13 protein-coding genes are annotated in these 18,041 nt (G+C 52.3%); 5 read left to right on the top strand and 8 right to left on the bottom strand.

Features of this window, described 5'->3' with window-relative positions:
* Positions 1 to 342: 342 nt before the first annotated feature.
* Positions 343 to 3,048, top strand: a complete 2,706-nt coding sequence (malT, locus tag HU143_RS01590) for an HTH-type transcriptional regulator MalT (protein ID WP_000907030.1) — start codon at positions 343 to 345, stop codon at positions 3,046 to 3,048.
* Between the two features lie 73 nt (positions 3,049 to 3,121).
* Here the strand turns inward: malT and HU143_RS01585 are convergent, their stop codons facing one another.
* The 3 genes from HU143_RS01585 to glpE form a co-directional block, all read right to left on the bottom strand.
* Positions 3,122 to 3,880: a DeoR/GlpR family transcriptional regulator gene (locus HU143_RS01585; protein WP_000815084.1), complete on the bottom strand. Its 759-nt coding sequence runs from the start codon at positions 3,878 to 3,880 to the stop codon at positions 3,122 to 3,124.
* A 93-nt stretch (positions 3,881 to 3,973) separates the two neighbouring features.
* A complete protein-coding gene (gene glpG, locus HU143_RS01580) occupies positions 3,974 to 4,804 on the bottom strand; it encodes a rhomboid family intramembrane serine protease GlpG (protein ID WP_000928701.1) in 831 nt (276 codons plus the stop codon).
* 75 nt (positions 4,805 to 4,879) lie between these two features.
* A complete protein-coding gene (glpE, locus tag HU143_RS01575) occupies positions 4,880 to 5,206 on the bottom strand; it encodes a thiosulfate sulfurtransferase GlpE (RefSeq protein WP_000434523.1) in 327 nt (108 codons plus the stop codon).
* A 198-nt stretch (positions 5,207 to 5,404) separates the two neighbouring features.
* Here glpE and glpD point away from each other — a divergent pair, with 198 nt between their 5' ends.
* Positions 5,405 to 6,913, top strand: coding sequence for a glycerol-3-phosphate dehydrogenase (glpD, locus tag HU143_RS01570; RefSeq protein ID WP_000448180.1), 1,509 nt, complete (start codon positions 5,405 to 5,407; stop codon positions 6,911 to 6,913).
* Between the two features lie 46 nt (positions 6,914 to 6,959).
* Here the strand turns inward: glpD and HU143_RS01565 are convergent, their stop codons facing one another.
* The 3 genes from HU143_RS01565 to HU143_RS01555 form a co-directional block, all read right to left on the bottom strand.
* Positions 6,960 to 7,505, bottom strand: a complete 546-nt coding sequence (locus HU143_RS01565) for a hypothetical protein (protein ID WP_023193670.1) — start codon at positions 7,503 to 7,505, stop codon at positions 6,960 to 6,962.
* A 9-nt stretch (positions 7,506 to 7,514) separates the two neighbouring features.
* Positions 7,515 to 9,011 carry a PstS family phosphate ABC transporter substrate-binding protein gene (locus tag HU143_RS01560; protein ID WP_023227432.1) on the bottom strand — a complete coding sequence of 499 codons (1,497 nt, stop codon included), beginning with the start codon at positions 9,009 to 9,011 and terminating at the stop codon, positions 7,515 to 7,517.
* Between the two features lie 157 nt (positions 9,012 to 9,168).
* Positions 9,169 to 10,278: a glycerol dehydrogenase gene (locus HU143_RS01555; protein ID WP_000258841.1), complete on the bottom strand. Its 1,110-nt coding sequence runs from the start codon at positions 10,276 to 10,278 to the stop codon at positions 9,169 to 9,171.
* Between the two features lie 337 nt (positions 10,279 to 10,615).
* On the opposite strand from HU143_RS01555, the gene HU143_RS01550 reads away from it, so the two are divergent.
* The 3 genes from HU143_RS01550 to HU143_RS01540 are packed head-to-tail and all read left to right on the top strand — an operon-like array spanning position 10,616 to position 14,611.
* A complete protein-coding gene (locus HU143_RS01550) occupies positions 10,616 to 11,950 on the top strand; it encodes an MFS transporter (RefSeq protein ID WP_001518078.1) in 1,335 nt (444 codons plus the stop codon).
* Positions 11,947 to 13,662: a dihydroxy-acid dehydratase gene (gene ilvD, locus HU143_RS01545; protein ID WP_000078497.1), complete on the top strand. Its 1,716-nt coding sequence runs from the start codon at positions 11,947 to 11,949 to the stop codon at positions 13,660 to 13,662. Before HU143_RS01550 ends, ilvD begins: the two co-directional genes overlap by 4 nt.
* A gap of 43 nt (positions 13,663 to 13,705) precedes the next feature.
* A complete protein-coding gene (locus HU143_RS01540; protein ID WP_000192193.1) occupies positions 13,706 to 14,611 on the top strand; it encodes a dihydrodipicolinate synthase family protein in 906 nt (301 codons plus the stop codon).
* 43 nt (positions 14,612 to 14,654) lie between these two features.
* Here the strand turns inward: HU143_RS01540 and HU143_RS01535 are convergent, their stop codons facing one another.
* Positions 14,655 to 15,410: an IclR family transcriptional regulator gene (locus tag HU143_RS01535; RefSeq protein WP_000724553.1), complete on the bottom strand. Its 756-nt coding sequence runs from the start codon at positions 15,408 to 15,410 to the stop codon at positions 14,655 to 14,657.
* A gap of 177 nt (positions 15,411 to 15,587) precedes the next feature.
* Positions 15,588 to 18,035, bottom strand: coding sequence for a glycogen phosphorylase (gene glgP / locus HU143_RS01530; protein WP_000993424.1), 2,448 nt, complete (start codon positions 18,033 to 18,035; stop codon positions 15,588 to 15,590).
* Positions 18,036 to 18,041 lie beyond the last annotated feature (6 nt).

The raw sequence follows: 18,041 nt of genomic DNA, 5'->3' as shown, positions 1-18,041 counted from the left end.
GCCGAAATAGTTTCTTACCTGAAATATTCAGCGGCGGGAGATTCACTCACTAAACATAATTAATTAAACGCCTGGTATCGCCATTGTGTTAAATCCGCATCCTGTCCAGGACATTATTTACAATAACGGAAATATGACCTCAGCCCAGCTCTGACGCTCGTTTCAACCGCGCCGAATACTTTTTTAATACCGTTATTTAGAATTGTGACAGAGTGCAAATTCAGACACATAAAAAGTCTGCTTAGCTTGCATTAAAATGCTTTCTGGCCGACCTTATATCTATTAATTACGAAGCGCAAAAAAAATCGCAGTTCCCCCATTTCCCACAGTGAAGTGATTGCTATGTTGATTCCGTCTAAATTAAGTCGTCCGGTTCGTCTCGACCATACCGTGGTTCGTGAGCGGCTGTTGGCTAAACTTTCCGGCGCGAACAATTTCAGGCTCGCCCTGGTAACCAGTCCTGCTGGCTATGGGAAAACCACGCTTGTCTCACAGTGGGCGGCGGGCAAAAATGAATTAGGCTGGTACTCTCTCGACGAAGGCGATAACCAGCAAGAGCGATTCGCCAGTTACTTAATCGCCGCTATCCAACAGGCCACCGGCGGACACTGCTCTACCAGCGAAGCGATGGCGCAAAAACGTCAGTACGCCAGCCTGACGTCTCTCTTCGCACAGCTCTTTATTGAACTGGCGCAGTGGCATCGCCCGCTTTATCTGGTGATTGACGACTACCATTTGATTACCAATCCGGTGATTCACGACGCGATGCGCTTTTTCTTACGGCATCAGCCGGAAAATTTCACCCTGGTGGTGTTATCGCGTAATTTGCCGCAACTGGGCATCGCTAACCTGCGCGTGCGCGATCAGCTGTTGGAAATCGGCAGCCAGCAGTTGGCTTTTAACCATCAGGAAGCAAAGCAATTTTTTGACCGTCGTCTTTCGTCGCCCATTGAAGCCGCTGAGAGCAGCCGCATGTGCGATGATGTGGCCGGTTGGGCCACTGCGCTACAGTTGATCGCCCTCTCCGCGCGCCAGAACCATACCTCTGCGCATCACTCCGCCCGCCGTCTTGCCGGGATTAATGCCAGCCACCTTTCTGATTATCTGGTGGACGAAGTACTGGATAACGTGGATGTCAGCACCCGACATTTTTTACTTAAAAGCGCGATCTTACGCTCAATGAATGACGCGTTGATCGTGCGCGTGACCGGCGAAGAAAACGGCCAGATGCGGCTGGAGGAGATTGAGCGCCAGGGGTTATTCCTGCAACGCATGGACGACACGGGCGAATGGTTTAGCTATCACCCGTTGTTTGGTAGCTTTCTGCGCCAGCGTTGCCAGTGGGAACTGGCGGCGGAACTGCCGGAGATCCACCGTGCGGCCGCGGAAAGCTGGATGGAACAGGGTTTTCCCAGCGAAGCTATACATCATGCGCTGGCGGCGGGTGACGCGCAAATGCTGCGCGATATCCTGCTTAACCATGCGTGGGGGCTGTTTAATCACAGTGAACTGGCGCTGCTGGAAGAGTCATTAAAAGCGCTGCCGTGGGAAAGCCTGCTGGAAAATCCGCGGCTGGTGTTGTTACAGGCCTGGCTGATGCAAAGCCAACACCGCTACAGCGAAGTGAATACGCTGCTGGCGCGCGCCGAGCAAGAGATCAAAGGGGTCATGGACGGCACGCTACATGCTGAATTTAACGCGCTGCGCGCCCAGGTCGCCATCAACGACGGCAATCCGGAAGAGGCAGAGCGGCTGGCGAAACTGGCGCTGGATGAGCTTCCTCTCGCCTGGTTTTATAGCCGTATTGTCGCGACCTCCGTTCACGGCGAAGTGCTGCACTGTAAAGGCGATCTCAGCCAGTCTTTATCGCTGATGCAGCAAACCGAACAAATGGCGCGCCATCATGACGTCTGGCATTACGCGCTGTGGAGCTTAATTCAACAAAGCGAAATTCAGTTCGCCCAGGGATTCCTGCAGGCCGCATGGGAAACGCAGGAGAGAGCCTTCCAGTTGATCAAAGAGCAACATCTGGAACAACTGCCGATGCATGAGTTTCTGGTACGTATCCGCGCGCAATTGCTGTGGGCGTGGGCGCGCCTTGACGAAGCGGAGGCCTCGGCGCGCAGCGGTATCGCTGTGCTGTCCACCTTCCAGCCGCAACAACAGTTGCAGTGCCTGACGTTACTGGTGCAGTGCTCGCTGGCGCGCGGCGATCTGGATAATGCCCGTAGTCAGCTTAACCGACTGGAAAATTTATTAGGCAATGGTCGTTATCACTGCGACTGGATCTCTAACGCCGATAAGGTGCGTGTCATTTACTGGCAGTTAACCGGCGACAAAAAATCCGCCGCCAACTGGTTACGTCATACGCCCAAACCGGCGTTTGCCAATAACCATTTTCTGCAAGGGCAATGGCGGAATATCGCCCGCGCGCAAATCCTGCTGGGCGAATTCGAGCCTGCGGAAATCGTGCTGGAAGAGTTAAATGAGAATGCCCGTAGCCTGCGCTTAATGAGCGATTTAAACCGCAATCTGCTGTTACTCAATCAGCTTTACTGGCAATCCGGGCGGAAAAACGATGCCCAGCGCGTATTGCTTGATGCCTTACAGCTCGCCAACCGGACCGGATTTATCAGCCATTTTGTGATTGAAGGCGAAGCCATGGCGCAACAATTGCGTCAGCTTATCCAGCTCAATACGCTGCCGGAGATGGAGCAGCATCGCGCGCAGCGCATCCTACGAGAGATTAACCAACATCACCGGCATAAATTCGCCCATTTTGACGAAGGCTTCGTCGAGCGCCTGCTTAACCATCCGGATGTCCCGGAGCTTATTCGCACCAGCCCGCTCACCCAGCGTGAATGGCAGGTGTTAGGGCTTATCTATTCCGGTTACAGCAACGAACAGATTGCCGGCGAACTGGCGGTGGCCGCGACCACCATTAAGACGCATATCCGCAACCTCTACCAGAAACTCGGCGTCGCGCACCGTCAGGACGCGGTACAGCACGCGCAGCAGTTGCTGAAGATGATGGGGTATGGGGTTTAACGTGTGCCTGATAACGCTTCGCTTATCAGGCCTACCATCGCGCGCAGAGTGTAGGCCAGATAAGGCTGGCTCGTTAGCACAGCTCCAATTGAATATGATGGTCAGCAATCACCTGCATCACGCCCGGCGGTGGTAGGGTATCGGTGTAGACCGCATCGACCATACTAATGCTGCCCATGTTTACCATCGCGTTACGGCCAAATTTAGAGTGATCCACCACCAGCATCACGTGGCGCGAATTTTCGATAATCGCGCGCTTAGTGCGTACCTCATGGTAGTCAAATTCCAGCAACGAACCATCGCTATCAATACCGCTAATACCGAGAATGCCGAAATCGAGGCGGAACTGGGCGATAAAGTCCTGCGTCGCTTCGCCAATAATGCCGCCGTCGCGGCTACGGAGTTCACCGCCGGCGAGGATAATACGAAAATCCTCTTTCGCCATTAGCGTGTTCGCTACGTTCAAATTGTTGGTCACGATCCGCAAATTACTGTGCCCTAACAGAGCGTGCGCTACGGCTTCCGGCGTCGTGCCGATATCAATAAACAGCGTTGAACCATTGGGGATCTGGGCCGCGACTTTGCGAGCGATGCGCTCTTTTTCTTCCGTTTGCGTCGCCTTACGATCGTGCCACGGCGTATTCACCGAGCTGGAGGGCAACGCCGCGCCGCCGTGGTGGCGCAAAATCATATTCTGTTCCGCCAGATCGTTAAGATCCCGACGAATGGTTTGCGGGCTGACAGAAAAATGCTCCACCAGCTCTTCCGTACTGACGTACCCCTGTTTTTTCACCAGTTCAATGATCGCGTCATGCCGTTGTGTTTGTTTCATGAATAATCTCTGAAAGTAACCAACCTTGCGCCGGATAGCGGCATTCGCCCTACCCGGCCTGGAAAAATATCTCGACCACAGGCCGGATACGCCTCACGTTCGTTTTCGCGCATTCAGCGTATCAACAAAGGCCATCGCTAAACCGACGATAAGCCCGGCGATGTGCGCGCCGTTCGCCATAGACATGCCAAACCAGTCAAACCAACCAGCGACTATCCACAATAATGCAAAAATAATTAAGCCGCGCTGGAGGTAAATTCCGCTTTGCGGATCGCGCTCTCCACGCAGCCACACGTAACCCATCAGCGCATAGACGACGCCAGACAGCCCGCCAAACCACGGGCCGCTAAATTTCTGCTGTACATAGCCGCTTAGCAGCGCGCTTATCACCGTAATGACGATTAATTTACCGCTGCCCAGGCGCTTCTCTACCGCCCCGCCGAGATACCACCACCACAGCAGGTTAAAAAGAATATGCATCAATGAGAAGTGCATAAAGATATGGGTGAAGTAGCGCCAGAATTCAAATTTTAAAACCGGATCGAACGGCCACGCCAGCCACACCATCACCGTCTGATCGCCGATGAGACTCATCGCGATATAGACCAGCACGCAGGCGAGCATCACGATCCAGGTAACAGGGCCGGCTCGTTCACGCAGCGTGGCGAGAAAGGGAAAACGGCGGTAGCGTAGCCCGCTGTTAGTCTGCCCGGACTGCCAGCTAGCCGCCAGATAACGCGGATCGCCGGGATTTTCTATAAACCGCGCCAGCTCGACCCGCACACGTTCGGCCTGCGATTCATCCGCCAACCAGATATCGCTTTGATTATGTTGCTGAATAGTAAGAATGACGCCCTGGGTGGCCATGTAATCAACAAATGCCTGCGCCACGCGAGGATTCGCAAAGGAAGTAATCATCAACATTATTGCTGTCGCTTAGTCCATACAAAAGAAGACAGTATATATACCCTTCTCGTCGGAGGCTGCATCTTTATGGGATTACGCGCCATTCGCGACATCGGCAGGGAAACGGCGATGCCAGGCCTCAAACCCGCCGTCAATGCTGTAAACCGCATCATAGCCTTGCTGGAGCAGATACTGCGCGGCGCCTTTACTACTGTTGCCGTGATAGCACATTACCATCACCGCGGTATCGAAACCATGCTCACGCATAAACGCGCCCAGCGTATCGTTAGTCAAGTGAAACGCCTGCGGCGCATGACCCATGGCATAACTTTGCGGATCGCGAATATCGACCAGCACCGCCGCGCCCTGGTGCAGTTTCTGATACGCCTCTTCTACAGTGATACATTCAAATTGTTCCATGTATCGCTCTTTCATTATTGCCGGTGAAGCCAATTAAGGCATTTTATCGCCCAGTGTACGTTGACGGAGTAGCTTAACGCCATAATGTTATACATATCACTCTAAAATGTTTTTTCGATGTTACCAATAGCGCGTTTCTTTGCTATTATGTTCGATAACGAACATTTTTGAACTTTAACGAAAGTGCAAGAGGGCAGCATGGAAACCAAAGATCTGATCGTGATAGGCGGGGGCATTAACGGTGCAGGCATCGCGGCTGATGCCGCCGGACGCGGTTTGTCCGTACTCATGCTGGAAGCGCAGGATTTGGCCTGCGCGACCTCTTCCGCCAGTTCGAAACTTATCCACGGCGGCTTACGCTACCTTGAGCACTATGAGTTCCGTCTGGTCAGCGAAGCGCTGGCAGAACGTGAAGTGCTGTTGAAAATGGCGCCGCACATCGCCTTCCCGATGCGTTTTCGTCTGCCGCACCGCCCGCATTTACGTCCGGCCTGGATGATCCGTATCGGTCTGTTTATGTACGATCACCTCGGAAAACGTACCAGTTTACCCGGTTCCACCGGTGTGCGGTTTGGCGCAGATTCGGTACTCAAACCTGAAATCGTGCGCGGATTCGAATACTCCGACTGCTGGGTAGACGATGCGCGTCTGGTGCTGGCTAACGCACAGATGGTGGTGCGTAAAGGCGGCGAAGTCCTTACCCGTACTCGCGCAACCGCCGCTCGTCGGGAAAATGGCCTGTGGATTGTCGAAGCGGAAGATATCGACACCGGTAAAAAATATGTCTGGCAGGCGCGCGGACTGGTTAACGCCACCGGACCGTGGGTCAAACAGTTCTTCGACGAAGGGATGCATCTGCCGTCACCGTATGGCATCCGCCTGATCAAAGGCAGCCATATCGTCGTGCCGCGCGTCCATAATCAGAAGCAGGCGTATATTCTGCAAAACGAAGATAAGCGTATCGTCTTTGTCATTCCGTGGATGGAAGAGTTTTCGATCATTGGCACAACCGATGTCGAATATAAAGGCGATCCGAAAGCGGTAAAAATTGAAGAGAGCGAAATTAATTACCTGTTGAAGGTCTATAACGCGCACTTCCAGAAACAACTGGGGCGCGATGACATCGTCTGGACGTATTCCGGCGTCCGTCCGCTGTGCGATGATGAGTCCGACTCACCACAGGCGATCACTCGCGATTATACCCTGGATATCCATGATGAAAACGGCAAAGCGCCGCTGCTTTCCGTGTTTGGCGGTAAGCTCACGACCTACCGTAAGCTGGCCGAACACGCGATGGAAAAACTGGCGTCTTATTATCCAGGCATCGGGCCGGCATGGACCAAAACGTGCGTACTGCCCGGCGGCGACATCGACGGCAGCCGCGAAGATTACGCGGCGAAGCTGCGTCGTCGTTATCCGTTCCTGACGGAATCGCTGGCGCGCCACTATTCGCGCACTTACGGTAGCAACACGGAGTGGATTCTCGGCGAAGCTACGTCACTGCTTGATTTAGGCGAAGATTTCGGTCATGAGTTTTACGAAGCGGAACTCAAGTACCTGGTGGATCACGAATGGGTGCGCCGTACTGAAGACGCTATCTGGCGTCGCACCAAAGAAGGCATGTGGCTGACCGCCGAACAGCAGTCCCGCATCACTCAGTGGCTGGCGACGTATGTTGAGAAACACCAACTTTCACTGGCGTCGTAATAAAATCCGGGGCGGTTTATACCGCCCTTTTCGCCACATACCGCATTCACTCGCCGGGTTTTGTACAGCCGGGCATATGATTAGTGATACGGTAGCGATCGACACTTATTTTGGTAATAAAAAAGGGTTTTGCCCGCGCTTCGCTATTCCAGAGAGTTTTCCCCGTTTTACACCAGCTTTTATGAGAAAAGTTGGCATAATGAACCACGCTCTCCTCCCCCAGCACGCTTTCAAAATGCGCGCGTTTATCACCGTCGGCCACGCTAAAGTCAGCATAAAAAAGATTGCTGTCCAGGTTAAACGTCATCTCTATTTCACTGGCGGACGATGGAAAGAACACAGGTAGCCAGGTCCAGATACCGGATTGCTCCGGTATGGCGGCATAATCAGGAAAATAGCTTACCTGGCGATCATCGCAGGCGGTCAGCACAGCGACGATGATTAATGCCGCGCCACACCGGAGAACCTGATTAATCAGCTCAGCAACAATATCTTTATGCCACGAAGTGGATTCACGCCGTGCAATACGAATATCAGCGCCGCTGGCCGGGTCTACGCCTACCCGTTCCACATATAATTTAACATCTTCCATTTAGTCCCTTTATTTCGCGGCCGGATACAGCGGCACATATCCCACATCCTGCACCAACTGTTGTCCCTGCGGGCTTAGAAACCAGTCCACCAGATTTTGTGTTTCCGCTGTGGGGTGTTCACGGGTAACCATATAAACATCAACCGTGTACGGGTAACTGCCGTTACGAATATTTTCAACCGTCGGCGCAACATCGTTTATCGCCAGTAATTTAATCTCTTTATTGCTGTGCATCTGCGTAGCGTAATAACGAAAGGTATAGCCAATGGCGTTGTGCGTATTGCGATACTCAGCCACGATATCCACCATTTCCCCCATCGCGGTTGCCACTGATGTTGTTTGCGCTGGCATCAGCTTTGTTTCTTTCATTACCTTCGCCAGCATCGCCGTTTGGCTGCCAGAGTTTTCTGGCCGCTGCCAGGGCTTAATGTCGATTGCCTCTCCGCCTACCTCATTCCAGTGGGTGATTCTTCCGCTAAAAATGCCGCGAATTTGTACATCACTCAACGATGACACGGGATTGCTTTGGTTGACGATAAACACAAACGCTTCACGTGCAAAGGGGGTGTAAACCAGTTTTACGCCACTGGCCTCGGCCAATTGCTTTTGAGCAGTGGAAGGCTGGGCGACAAAAATAAGATCGGCATTACCGTTAAGGATATTTTGATAGGCTTCAATGGTTCCCTGGTTTTCAAGGTAGTCTTCAGGGCAGATATCATCCGGAAAGCGCGTAAGCGCATAAAAAGCCGAGGCGTATAACGGCAAGCCAGCCGTTGCGCCATCGAGCCGCGGCCAATTTTGGGTGAGCAGAAGTGTCGGTTCATCGCGCAGCCCGGTTAGCTTGTTGCCCCATGTGTGCGCCTGATAATCGCGGAAATAAAGATATTCACTGCTCTCGGGAGCGGGATACTTCACGGCATAAAGATGTGACTGGTATACGGCACAGCTCCCGAAAAACAGCAGGCAAATCACCAGCAGATTACGACAAGTGTAGCCCGCACCGCCGCGTAGCACTCCCCAACGCGCACCGCCATACCCTAATGCAAAACAGAGCTGCGAGCCAACCGGGATGAGCAACGCTGCCCATACCCAGCCGTTGAAAAAGGATATTACGCTGGGTACTAACCAAAGCGTTTGCACCACCTGGGCGATGGGTTTACGCCCTATCGCGTGAATATTAAGATCGGTGAGAAACATCAGGATGACCCACCCCATCAGCACTACCAGAGCGGGCATAAGCAGGCAGCAATCACGCCATTCTGGATTTACCTCTGATGCATTTCCCTTTCCCCATATCCGGCCACAGAGAAAAATTAACCCTGCGCCCAGAAGCGCTACCGGGATAATGGTCGCCTTCTCAATAGATTGCGCGACGGGGATACTATTTTCAAGAACGCTAATGCACGCCCACGTTCCCCCCACGATAATCGTAATAATGTTCACCAGCAGCGGCACGCCGATAAACGCCATCATGATTGACAAAAAAAGCCACTTAGCATTTTTCATTTTTCTATCCGCTAATCCCTGCGATAGCGGAAGTATAAACCCGGTAGTCCTGAGCACCCCCCATGCATTTTTCTGAAATCGCGACGTTAAAACATTCACGATAGCGGCAGACAGAAGTTGAAAGTTCCGGCTGCCGTTTTTTATTTACAGGCTCACATTAACCTGCAAGATCGATCTTTTTCCGCGCCTGCCCAACAGCATCGGCGGCCCGCAATGCCGCCTGCACAGCCTCCGGCGTAATGGTAAACGGCTCGTTGTGTATCGTTTCCCCAGTTTGACAAGACGCCCTGGCAACGACCAGCAGTTCATCATCGCTAACGCCAGCCAGACCAATATCCGCCAGCGTGGTGGGCAAGCCTATATCTTCACAAAATTGATAAACCTCCTCGATAAGCTCAGGCGCTCTATCGGTGAGCATAAGCATTGCCAGCGTGCCAAACGCAACCTTTTCCCCATGCCAGTATTTGTGCGTGGCGGGCAGTACCGTCAGACCGTTATGAATGGCGTGCGCCGCCGCCAGCCCACCGCTTTCAAAACCGAGCCCGGATAATAGCGTATTCGCTTCGATAACATGTTCGAGCGCCGGAGTAACCTGATGTTGTTCACAGGCAAGCTTCGCCAGGCGCCCATAGCGCATTAAGGTGGTGTAGCAAAAGCGCGCCAGCTCAAATGCGGTCATCGGTCCTGGCCTGGTGGTCATATTGCCTGCCCCTTTGATGCGGCAATCTTCCGCTTCAAACCAGGTTGCCAGCGCATCGCCTATCCCGGAAACCAAAAAGCGTACCGGCGCGGCAGCAATAATACTGCTGTCCACCAGCACAAGCGTCGGGTTACGTGGAATCATCAGGTAGCGTTTGAATTTCCCTTCTGGCGTATAGATAACAACCAGTGAACTGCACGGCGCATCCGTTGAGGCCAGAGTAGGAACCACGGCAATAGGCAGCCGCAGGCTGGCGCCGGTTGCTTTTGCCGTATCCAAGGTTTTCCCGCCCCCCATACCAACAATCACATCGGCGCCAATTTCCTGCGCGCGTGCGGAGATGCGAGCAATTTCCTCATCACTGCACTCGCTACTGAACACTTCGATATCAAATTCAATCACCCCGTGCAGTGCTGTTGCAACTGTATCCCGGTAGGTGTTGTGAACAACAGGATCCTGCAAAATCAGCGCCTTATGACCGAGTGCGGCCAATTCCTGCGGGAGATGCGTTGTCAACGCTCCTTTACCCTGAACATATCGTGACGGAAAGATCGCGGTAGTAACCATTGTTTCTCCTTAAAAAGCATTAAAGTTCAATATACAGAACACAAATTCCACATAAAGAATTTAATGCTGTTTACTCTGAACGCACAATGACCAGGTGAGAGCATAATCTTAACCTGTGAGGCAGCGCACAATTTTGGCGATGTATTAGACCGATGAGCAGTTTCCAGTGGGTTATCCGCTCTTTCTCACTTTATCTCCGTTCATTTTTGAAGCAAATCACAAAATATAACCTTCCTTAGAGTATGGAATTGACGCTGTATGAATACGTCGGCATAGTGTCAATATACAGAACAGTAGTTCCATATACAGAACAAATTTTTGATACTAAAGGGATGCAATGATGAGCATTGAAATAGAGAAACCGACCACACGAGGGCGCTGGCTGCATATTATTCCAGCCACGATCCTCGTTTATATCGTGGCCTATATGGACAGGACCAATATCGCCATTGGGATCGCAGGCGGCATGGATGAAGATTTAGGCATGACGGCTTCTTTTGCCGGTCTGGTAGCCGGGATCTTCTTTATTGGTTATATCTTCCTGCAAATTCCCGGCGGTCAGATAGCCGAGCGGCTAAGCGCCAAAAAGTTAATTGCCTGGACAATCGTCGCCTGGGGTGGCTTTGCCCTGCTGACCGGTTTTGTTCAGACACCGACGCAGTTGTTGATTATCCGCTTTGTGCTCGGCGTGGCGGAAGGTGCTGTGTATCCCGCCATTCTGGCGCTGATTGGCCACTGGTTCCCAAATGAGGAGCGCGCCAGGGCTATCGCCTATTTCCAGATGAACCTGGCCGTCGCTTCTATTATTACCGGGCCGCTTTCCGGCTGGCTTATTGAAACCTACGGCTGGCGGGAGATGTTTATCATCGAAGGCTTGCTCTCTCTGGGACTGCTCTTTGTCTGGCTACCTTTGGTTTCCGATCACCCGCATCAGGCAAAGTGGCTGGATCCGAAAGAGCGCGCCTGGATCGAACAAAAATTGCTGGCCGATCGCGCGTTGAGTATTGGCGGAGAGCAAAGCAGCATTCGCGGCGTATTAAAAAGCATCAACCTGTGGAAGCTTGTCGGTATCTATTTCTTCGTACAGGTCGGCTTCTATGGCTTCGCGCTATGGATGCCAAATCTGATTAAACACCTGACCGGCAGCGGCATGACCATCGTTGGGGTACTCACCGCGGCGCCTTACGTTCTGTGCATTATCGGTCAGTATTACATCGCCAAATGGTGTGATAAGACGATGAATCGCCGCCTTTACACGGCTATTCCTCTGCTGGGTTTCGCGGTCTGCCTCGCCCTCTCCTTATTACTGAAAGATAACGTCTGGCTCGCCTACGGCATGATGGTTATTTGCGGGTTCTTCCTGCAAGCCTATGCCGGTCCATTCTGGACGCTGCCGCCATTACTCTTCGCCCCCAACGTTCTGGGCGGCGTACGCGGCACGATCAACGCCCTGGGCAACATCGGCGGCTTTATCGGTCCGTACCTCGTCGGGCTGTTAACGGTGACGTTCTCGCAAACAGCAGGAATGACCGTACTGGTTGCCGCCCTGCTTATCGCCGTTGGACTGCTTTTCAGCTTACCTTCTGTTACCGCTCGTCCTGCAGGTAGCAGCAACACACCTAACACCTCGACGCCGGGTGCGTCACTTAAACAGGAAGGAATCGCCAAATGAGCCAAAAATGTCAACATGCTCGCGACCTGTGGTCGCAGCTCGACGCCCTGCGTCTTGGAATGAATTACAGCAAAGAAGATGTCAATAAACTGCAGGTCCTGGTGGATGATTGCTATGGTGAAAGTCATCCGGGCAGTTTCCATCTTAACCAACTGGGCGATGAAGCCGTGCTGGGTGTTCATGAAAGCGGCGGGCGCGCGGTCCGTCACCATGTGACGGATATCTGCGACGGCTGGGGTCAGGGCCACGATGGGATGAACTACATCCTGGCATCTCGCGAAGCCATTGCCAACATGGTCGAAATTCATGCCTCAGTGGTGCCTTATGATGCCGGTATTCTGATCTCAAGCTGCGATAAATCTATCCCGGCGCATCTGATTGCCGCCGCACGCCTGAACCTGCCGCTGCTGCATATTCCCGGCGGTTCTATGCGTCCGGCACCGAATATGAGTACTTCTGACCTCGGCGGGATCACTGCTAAGTTGAAGAAAGGCGAAATCGGCATTCAGCAAGTAGAAGCCATGCAGCAATGCGGTTGCCCCACCGCCGGAGCCTGCCAGTTTATGGGAACGGCCAGTACCATGCAGTGCATGTCAGAGGCCTTGGGGCTGGCCCTGCCAGGCAGCGCTTTGCTGCCATCGACCCTGGCGGAAATTCGCCGCGTTGCCAGAACCGCAGGCCACCAGGCGCTGTATCTGGCGGAGAAAAATATCACCACCCATAAGATCCTGACTCCTGCGGCGTTTGAAAATGCTATCAAAGTCCATGCTGCTATTGGTGGCAGCACCAATGCGATGATCCACCTTCCGGCCATCGCTCATGAACTTGGATGGGAGCTGAAGCCCGAACTGTTTGATCGGATCAATAACGAAATCCCTTATCTGACCAATATTCAGCCCAGCGGTGAATACGTTACCGAAATGATGTGGTTCGCTGGCGGCGTGCCAATGGTGCAATGGTATCTGCGCGATTATCTGGATCTTGATGTTCTTACCGTGACTGGCCGTACGCTCGGTGACAACCTGGAAATGCTCCATCAATCCGGCTTCTTTACCCGCAACCACGGTTACCTCAACAATTACAAAGTCAGCCCGGAGGAGGTGATCCGTAAACCAGAAAATGCCACCAAAAAAGGGTCGATTGCGGTACTGAAAGGCAACATCGCGCCTGAAGGAGCGGTCATTAAATACGCGGCCTGTGCGCCGGATATGCACCACCATACCGGTCCGGCTCGGGTCTTTAACTCCGAAGAAGACGCTCAGCAGGCCATCATCCATAACCATATCGAACCCGGCGACGTCATTTTCATTCGCTACGAAGGCGCAAAAGGCTCTGGCGCACCGGAAATGCTGATGACCACCGATGCCATCGTGTATGACAAACGCCTCGACGGAAAAGTCGCATTGATTACCGACGGTCGTTTCTCTGGAGCGACCAGCGGGCCATGTGTCGGACACGTCTCGCCAGAAGCCGCTGATGGCGGGCCGATTGCCCTGGTGGAAGATGGTGATTTAATCGAAATGGATGTGAAAGGCCGCAAGCTCAATATTGTAGGGATCGACGGGGTGCCTAAAACAGAAGAGGAAATACGCCGCTGTCTTGAAGAGCGTCGAGCAAGCTGGAAGAAACCTGATTATTCAAACCGTCGCGGCGTCTTTAAACAGTTCACCGCTAATGCAACATCATTAATGGCCGGAGCGTGGCTTAAATAATATCCCTAGCGGGCTACGGCTCGCCTGTTTTAAGGATCAATACATGACTCAGATTACGAAATTTCACGGCGTATTTCCGCCAGTTCCGACCATTGTTAATGCGCAGGGAGAGTTAGATAAAGTCGGCATGGCAACCTTGCTGGATCATCTTATTGCAAGCAAGGTCAATGGCGTATTACTGCTGGGCAGCGGGGGGGAATTTTGCCATATGACCAATGCGCTGCGTCTGGAAACCGCAGAGTTTTGCGTCCGTCATATTAACCGCCGTATTCCAGTACTATTAGGTATTAGCAGCACCAGCACGCAGGAAGTGATTGAGTATGGTCAGCATGCCGACCGACTCGAAGTCGATGCCGTGCTGGTACTCAATCCCTACTATGCCAGATTGACCGATGAGTATATTTATCATCATTTCAAAACCGTGGCTAATAACATAAAAAGCCCGGTCATTCTCTACAACTTTCCAGCATTGACGGGACAGGACCTTAGCGTTGATTTAATTACCCGGCTGGCGCAGGATCACCCCAATATTATCGGCATTAAGGATACCGTTGATAATATCAGCCATATTCGTGAAATCATCAATAATGTCAGGCCAGTGCGTCCGGACTTCGTTATTTTCTCCGGCTATGATGAATATATGATGGATACACTTATCTTAGGCGGCAACGGCGGGATCCCAGCGACAGCGAACTTTGCGCCGCAGCTAACCTGCGGGATCTACCGCGCGTGGTGTGAAAAAGAGTATGAGACAATGTTCGGATTACAGCGCCGGCTGTCCGCGCTTTCCACTATTTACAGCCTGGATTCACCTTTCTTCGGGATAATCAAAAAGGCAATTCAGCTTAGCGGAGTCGATATTTCAACTCATGTAATGCCCCCCGTTTTGCCGGCAAATGAAGAACATATTTCGAATTTGAAGCAGATCTTACAGCGTGCGGGACTTTAAGCTATGACGAAAGCGGGCTTCTTGCCCGCTGTGTCTTTTTATTTCAGCACATCAGACGCGTCAGGCTACGGCTGGCATCCATCATCAGCGTAGCAAGCGACTCGCGTTTATCATCGGGGATCTGGAACGTAACGCCGGATACGCTCAGGGCGGCGATCACTTTCCCCTGCGTATTGAATACCGGCACCGCAATGCAGCGCACGCCAAGGGAGTCTTCTTCGTTATCATAACCCCAGCCGCGACGGCGAATTCCTGCTAACTCCTGCTTAAGGATATTCACATCTGTGATCGTCGTATCCGTAAAACGCGTTAATATCTGATCTGGAGGCAGCAACTCCTCCAGCTCTTCCCCGCTAAGCCATGCAATCAGCACCTTCCCCAGCCCTGAGCTATGTAATGAGAGGCGCTTGCCCTCCCAGCTTCGAATCACAATAGCCTGTGGGCTTTCGACTTTCAGAAGATAAATGGGGGCATCGCCCTCCAGAACGCCAAGATGGCAGGTCAGGCCGGTGTTATCGCGAATCTCTTCAAGAATCGGTAACGCGATTTTTTTAATGTCATACTGTTCCGCCGCTTTATTACCTAATTCATACAGGCGTAGCCCCAGATAATACTTGTCTTTTTCCTGGCGTAATAACCCATGCTCCACCATGCCGTTGAGCAAAGATGAGGTACTGCTTTTCGCAATCCCTGAATTTTGATGGATCTGGGTAAACGTTGCGCCATCGCACTCCAGAAGGTAAGCAAATACGCGCATAATTTTATCGAGAGCCGGAATAGATGTCGTAATCTTTTTCATATTATTATCAATTAATTATGGATTTTTCTGCTAATACTATACACCAGTACTCAACCCTTTTTCCATGACAGAGACCAAGTGCCGCTAACAGATTCAGCAGACGAATATCGGCATACCCCCCGAATATACCACGATAAAAAACGGGGCCGTTTGGCCCCGTTCTCAAGCGTTAAACCGCTACAACCGCACCGGATCAATATGCCAGATATTTTCGGCATACTCTTTGATGGTTCTGTCCGATGAGAAGTAGCCCATATTGGCAATGTTGAGCATCGCTTTCGTCGTCCACTCTTCCGGGCGACGATACAACTCATCCACCTTATCCTGGCAGTCCACGTAGCTGCGGTAGTCCGCCAGCACCTGATAGTGATCGCCAAAGTTAATCAGCGAATCTACCAGATCGCGGTAACGGCCTGGCTCTTCCGGATTAAAGACGCCGCTACCAATCTGCGTCAGTACCTGATGTAGCTCTTCATCTTTTTCATAATAGTCGCGAGGCTTATAACCCTGCCTGCGCAACGCTTCCACCTCTTCTGCAGTATTACCGAAGATAAAGATATTCTCCTCGCCGACATGCTCCTGCATCTCTACGTTCGCGCCATCCAGCGTGCCAATGGTGAGCGCGCCGTTCAGGGCAAATTTCATATTACTGGTGCCGGAAGCTTCTGTCCCTGCCAGCGAAATCTGCTCAGACAGGTCGGCAGCGGGAATGATCACCTGCGCCAGGCTGACGCTGTAGTTCGGGATAAACACTACTTTCAGCTTGTCGCCAATCTGCGGATCGTTGTTAATCACTTTCGCCACGTCGTTGATCAGATGAATAATGTGTTTTGCCATGTAATAGGCGGAAGCCGCCTTACCGGCAAAAATATTCACCCGCGGCACCCAGTCGGCCTCCGGATTTTCTTTAATGCGGTTATAGCGGGTAATGACATGCAGTACGTTCATCAACTGCCGCTTGTATTCGTGAATACGCTTAATCTGCACGTCGAATAACGCTTTAGGGTTCACCACCACATTCAGTTGTTGCGCTATCACTACCGCCAGCCGTTTTTTATTTTCCAGCTTCGCCTGACGCACCGCATGATTGACCAACGGATAATCACAATGCTGCTTCAGCTCGCTGAGCTGACTAAGATCGGTACGCCAGGTACGACCAATATTCTCATCCAGTACGTCAGACAGCGGCGGGTTTGCCAGCGCCAGCCAGCGGCGCGGCGTAACGCCGTTCGTGACGTTACAAAAACGGGTCGGAAAAATCTTCGCAAAATCCGCGAACAGCGACTGCACCATCAGGTTGGAATGGAGTTCAGAAACGCCGTTGACTTTATGGCTGACCACCACCGCCAGCCAGGCCATCCGTACCCGGCGACCGTTCGACTCATCAATAATCGACGCGCGTCCAAGCAGGCTGGTATCGTTGGGATATTGCTCCTGCAACGTTTTCAGGAAATAGTCGTTAATCTCGAAGATAATCTGCAGGTGACGGGGCAGAATTTTCCCCAGCATATCGACGGGCCAGGTTTCCAGCGCCTCGCTCATCAACGTATGGTTGGTATAAGAGAAGACCTGACAGCACACCTCAAACGCGTCGTCCCAGCTAAATTTATGTTCATCAATCAGCAGGCGCATCAGCTCCGGAATTGACAGCACCGGATGCGTATCATTGAGGTGAATGGCGATTTTATCCGCCAGATTCTCATAGGTTTTATGCAGTTGATAATGACGGTGCAGGATATCCTGCACTGTCGCCGAGACCAGAAAATACTCCTGGCGCAGGCGTAGCTCTCGTCCGGAATAGGTGGAATCGTCCGGGTAGAGCACCCGTGAAACGTTCTCAGAGTGGTTTTTATCTTCCACCGCCGCAAAGTAGTCGCCCTGGTTGAATTTACCGAGGTTGATTTCACTACTGGCCTGCGCATTCCACAGCCGCAGTGTGTTAGTGGCGTCGGTGTCGTAACCGGGGATGATCTGATCATACGCGACGGCCAGAATCTCTTCCGTCTCAATCCAGCGCGCTTTTTTACCTTCCTGCTGAATGCGCCCGCCAAAAAGCACCTTATAGCGCGTATTGTGGCGCTTGAACTCCCACGGGTTGCCATATTCCAGCCAGTAATCCGGAGATTCTTTTTGCCGCCCGTCGACAATATTCTGCTTAAACATGCCGTAGTCGTAGCGAATGCCATACCCGCGACCCGGTAATCCTAGCGTCGCCAGCGAGTCCAGGAAGCAAGCCGCCAGCCGTCCTAAGCCGCCGTTGCCAAGCCCTGGGTCATTCTCTTCATCGATCAGCTCTTCGAGATCTAAGCCCATGGCCTCCAGCGCGCCTTTAACGTCGTCATAAATGCCCAACGAGAGCAGCGCGTTAGAGAGAGTACGACCAATCAAAAACTCCATCGACAGGTAATAAACCTGCCGGGTTTCCTGCGATAATTGGGCTCGATTAGAACGCAGCCAGCGCTCCACCAGACGATCGCGCACCGCGAACAACGTGGCGTTCAGCCATTCGTGTTTATTGGCAATGACCGGGTCTTTACCAATCGTAAACATCAGCTTATAGGCAATAGAATGCTTAAGCGCCTCAACGCTGAGTGTGGGCGATGCATAAGTAAACGGAGCATTCATATAAAT

The sequence above is a fragment of the Salmonella sp. SJTUF14076 genome, assembly GCF_015534835.1.
Classification (GTDB): Bacteria; Pseudomonadota; Gammaproteobacteria; order Enterobacterales; family Enterobacteriaceae; genus Salmonella; species Salmonella enterica.
Note: the sequence above shows the minus strand (reverse complement) of the source record. Positions and strands in the feature narration are given on the sequence as shown.

What these genes read in the sequence shown, in the direction of transcription:
- malT (WP_000907030.1), top strand. Translation starts at nt 343, where the DNA reads ATGTTGATTCCGTCTAAATTAAGTCGTCCGGTTCGTCTCGACCATACC.
- HU143_RS01585 (WP_000815084.1), bottom strand. Translation starts at nt 3,880, where the DNA reads ATGAAACAAACACAACGGCATGACGCGATCATTGAACTGGTGAAAAAA.
- glpG (WP_000928701.1), bottom strand. Translation starts at nt 4,804, where the DNA reads ATGTTGATGATTACTTCCTTTGCGAATCCTCGCGTGGCGCAGGCATTT.
- glpE (WP_000434523.1), bottom strand. Translation starts at nt 5,206, where the DNA reads ATGGAACAATTTGAATGTATCACTGTAGAAGAGGCGTATCAGAAACTG.
- glpD (WP_000448180.1), top strand. Translation starts at nt 5,405, where the DNA reads ATGGAAACCAAAGATCTGATCGTGATAGGCGGGGGCATTAACGGTGCA.
- HU143_RS01565 (WP_023193670.1), bottom strand. Translation starts at nt 7,505, where the DNA reads ATGGAAGATGTTAAATTATATGTGGAACGGGTAGGCGTAGACCCGGCC.
- HU143_RS01560 (WP_023227432.1), bottom strand. Translation starts at nt 9,011, where the DNA reads ATGAAAAATGCTAAGTGGCTTTTTTTGTCAATCATGATGGCGTTTATC.
- HU143_RS01555 (WP_000258841.1), bottom strand. Translation starts at nt 10,278, where the DNA reads ATGGTTACTACCGCGATCTTTCCGTCACGATATGTTCAGGGTAAAGGA.
- HU143_RS01550 (WP_001518078.1), top strand. Translation starts at nt 10,616, where the DNA reads ATGATGAGCATTGAAATAGAGAAACCGACCACACGAGGGCGCTGGCTG.
- ilvD (WP_000078497.1), top strand. Translation starts at nt 11,947, where the DNA reads ATGAGCCAAAAATGTCAACATGCTCGCGACCTGTGGTCGCAGCTCGAC.
- HU143_RS01540 (WP_000192193.1), top strand. Translation starts at nt 13,706, where the DNA reads ATGACTCAGATTACGAAATTTCACGGCGTATTTCCGCCAGTTCCGACC.
- HU143_RS01535 (WP_000724553.1), bottom strand. Translation starts at nt 15,410, where the DNA reads ATGAAAAAGATTACGACATCTATTCCGGCTCTCGATAAAATTATGCGC.
- glgP (WP_000993424.1), bottom strand. Translation starts at nt 18,035, where the DNA reads ATGAATGCTCCGTTTACTTATGCATCGCCCACACTCAGCGTTGAGGCG.